General features: G+C 72.1%; 1 protein-coding gene. It reads left to right on the forward strand.

The window, feature by feature from the left end; translation table 11 throughout:
• Positions 1-238: 238 nt before the first annotated feature.
• The coding region (locus AB0K51_RS34195) for a hypothetical protein (protein WP_363462108.1) at positions 239-3,840 on the forward strand (3,602 nt) is incomplete at its 3' end.

A 3,840-nucleotide genomic window follows, 5' to 3' on the forward strand; every position in this document is an offset into this window, starting at 1 on the left:
CGGTCTCGCCGACGTGTCGGTGCCGACCGGTGCAGACCATATTCCGCGTGGTCTTGACGGTGTGTCGGCGGTCTCCGGGGACGGCCAGGTGCCGCACGGTCTTGACGGTGTGTCGGGGGATTCCGGCGGTGGTGGCCCCATGTCGCGTGGTCTTGACGGTGTGTCGGCGGTCTCCGGGGACGGTGCCGGGCCGTTGGAGCGCGGCGGCGTGTCGGGGCCGGGTGTGGAGGGGGTGACGGTGGTTCAGCCGGCTGCCGGGCTCGCGGATGTTCTGGGGGTGCTGCCCGGCGGCAGGGTCCTGGGCGTCGACGCGACGGCTCGTGAGCTGTCGTCGGTGGTGGACCGGATGCGGGTGCTCGGCCTGGTCGACGACGGCGTCGCGAATGTCCTGCGGCGGTCGCTGACCCGTCCGGCGGACGCGGCCGAGTTCACGCTGGCCTGGCGGGCCGCGGTCCCCGCCGCCACCGCGCAGGAGATCGCCCGCCGCTACCGGCAGGCACTGGACTCCCCGATCACCCGGGACATGGCCACCCGGATGGGCCTCGAGGTGAGCGCCTCGGTCGGACCCGGCGGCGCCAACCACCCCGACGACGTCGCGAAGGTGCGGCGCTTCCTGACCGACGAGGGCTTCGAGACCCCCCGCACACCCGGACACGACCCCGCCACCGCCCTCCTCGCCGCCTACCTGAAGGACGGCGCACACAACCCGCGCCTCACCCCCGCCGACGCCGCCGCCATCCGCGACACCCTCCTGACCGTCTCCCACCAGCGCGCCGCGGCCCTCGACGCGACCGAGGTCCGGGAGGCGCACGACACCATCGAACGCATCGGCGAAGCATTCACCGACGCCGACGACGGGCAGCCGGTCCCGGAAGCCCCGCCGCTGGTCGAGGGGTGGCCCGCCGCCACGCGGGAGGTGGCCGGGCTTCGGCAGCCGCATGTCCTCGTCGCGGAGCGTCAGGTGCCGCCCACGTCCGCGGACGTCGGGCTGCCGCACCGGTCGACCCACCCCGCCCCCGCCACACCGTCGCCGGCCGTGGCGGCACCGATCGGAGTCTCCTTCGCGAAGGGCTCGACCACACTCGACCCCGGCACACGGCTCCGGATCATCGAGACCGCCAGGGCCCTCGCCGCCATGCTCGACGCCCGCCACCGGCAGGGCCTGCAGCCGCCCGTCGTCACCGTGACCGGCAGCGGCGAGGGCCGCCTCACCGCCGCAGCGACCGGCCGCGCCCGCGCCACCGCCGTCGCCGACGAACTCCACCGCCGCCTCACCGAGGAACTCGACCGCCTCGACAGCCCCGCCCACGCCACCATCCGCACCCGCACCCGCACGACCGGACACGACGAAGCCCCCGCCGAACTCTTCCCCGGCTGGAGCGCCGACGCCCGCCGCCGGACCGCCGTCATCTCACTCGACCACACCCCGGTCGCCGACCACCTCAACCTCCTCGAGACCCGCACCGGCGTCCTGATCGGCGACCCCCGCCCCTACTCCACCGCCACCAACCAGCGCCACCAGCACGCCCTGGACCACCTCCCACACCGCGACGACACCTACACCGTCGCGATGCACATCGGCGACACCGGCGCCCCGATCAGCCCCGAACAACTCGCCGACGTCCTGCGCGCCGCCCACGACAGCGGCAAACTCGACGGCAAAACCCGCATCGACTTCCTGTCCTGCCGCCTCGGCGCGCTGACGGAGCGTCACGTCCCCTCGGCGCTCAGCGCGTTGTGGGCCCACCAGCAGGCGAACCCCCGCCCCGGCGTGTCCGGCCCGCTCACCGGCCGGGCGCCCGTGGGCGACGTGTGGGTCCTGCCCAAGATGGTGAACGGCGAAGCCGACTTCACCACCCACCGCGAGGTCATCGTCGCCGACCACGTCGGCATCGACACCCACGGCAAACCGGTGATCGTCCTGGGCCCCGACTCACTCTGGCGCACCTACACCCACAGCGGCGACACCGACCACACCCCCCACACCACCCTCAGCGGCGGCCACCTCACCCCCCACGGCGACACCGACCACCACCTCCCCACCGGCTACACCAACCACCAACCCACCCACCCCACCGACCCCACCCACACCCTCCAACCACTCGACGGCGCCACCAAGTTCGGACGGACCCGAGGTGCCGGCCGTGCCGCCTCCCGAAGCGGACCCATCGGCCCCCGACCCGCAACGAAACAGAACACCACGGGGACGGCGGAGGCGGTCGGTGGGGCGGGCGTGCTGCTGGAGCGGCTGGGCCTGGTAGTGGACCCGGTGTCGGGTGACGGGAACTGCCTGTTCCACGCGCTGGTGCGGATGCACCCCGAACACGGCAGCGCGGCCGACCTGCGCGACGTCCTGGCGGAGAAGTTCAAGGCCGCCTTCAACGATTTCGCCACCGGCCCGAACCTGCTCACCGAACTTCTGGCCGACAACCCGCACCTCTTCGAGGCGATCGACCTGCAACAGGACGTCCTGGCCGACCAGCTCGCCCACCCGGACCTGTACGACGGCCTCATGAAACGCATCCGCGACAACCTCGGCCCGGCCTGGGACGACCTCCTGGACACCCACACCGCCGACCGCCGGTGGGACAACGCCTTCGGCACCGCCGCAACCCACCTCTACACACGACACTTCGAACGCGGCCTGCTGATCGCCGACCCCGCCACCGGACACGTCACCGCCCTCCACCCCGACGGAGACACCACCCAACCCGACTCCGAACAAGCCACCCGTCTCGCCACCGACCACCACTACACCGTCCTCGCCCACACGCCCGGCCACTACAACGCCACCACCCCCACCCCGCCCGCAACCCAACCCGCAGCCCCAACCGCACACCGCCCCAGGCGAAGCACCGCCGCGCCACGACGAGGCGGGCGCCGCCCCACCGGCTCCAGCCGGTCCGGACCTGACGTGACGCACCACGACGCCGAACCGATCAGAATCCACCAACCCCTCGCCGCCGACGGGCCCGGCCCGGCGAAACCGGTCACCTTCCGCGGACGCCTCCAGCCCGTCTTCCACGCGACCGCCAACAAGACCGCGGTCATCTTCCAGGGAGTCGCGTTCAGCCTGCCGCGCACGGGCCGTGAGCGGTTCGCGAACAAGCCGCTGAGGGGCGAGCTGGTCGGCGGGCAAGTCAGGTTCACCAATCCCGACGGGCAGCCGTTCCACTCCAAGATCACGGAGGCCACCGGCGACCAGAAGTTCATCCCGGCCGGTACCACGTCCACCAGGGTGTTCGGCATGCAGGTGGCTCTGCCGAAGGCTCCGGCGGGGCAGGGTGGGGGTGACGTGTTCGAGGGCTGGCATGTGCGGGTGGCCGGCGAGGTGGGTCGGCGGATGGTGCAGCTCTCCGTCACGGGAGGCGACGCGTTCGAACCCGTGGGCGACCCGATTCCCTACGACGAGCCGTCCGAAGAATACAAGTACCGGCGCGCGGTCGAGCAGGCCGGGAAGCCGTACACCCCGCCCACCTACTCCCCGCCGGACCCCACGGACAAGGGTGCCTTCGTCGGACGCCTTCCCCGCGAGTTCCGCACAATCGCCAATGAAGACAGCGTGTCGGTCGGCAGTAGGCAGGTCAAGCTCCCGAACAGGGACCCTGAGCGGTTCGCGAACAAGCCGCTCACGGGCACGCGGACCGACACCGAGGCCACCTTCACCAACCTCGACGGGCAATGGTTTACCCACACCCTCGGCGTCGCGCAGGACCAGGTGCTCGTCAAGGCCGGAATCATCACCACGGTGTTCGGCGTGAGGATTCCCGTGCCAAAAGCTCCGGCCGACCCCCCGGCGGGCGCGGTGTTCGAGGGCTGGCACATGCGGCTGACGGGCGA

The organism is Kitasatospora sp. NPDC049285, from assembly GCF_040678815.1.
Taxonomy (GTDB): domain Bacteria; phylum Actinomycetota; class Actinomycetes; order Streptomycetales; family Streptomycetaceae; genus Kitasatospora.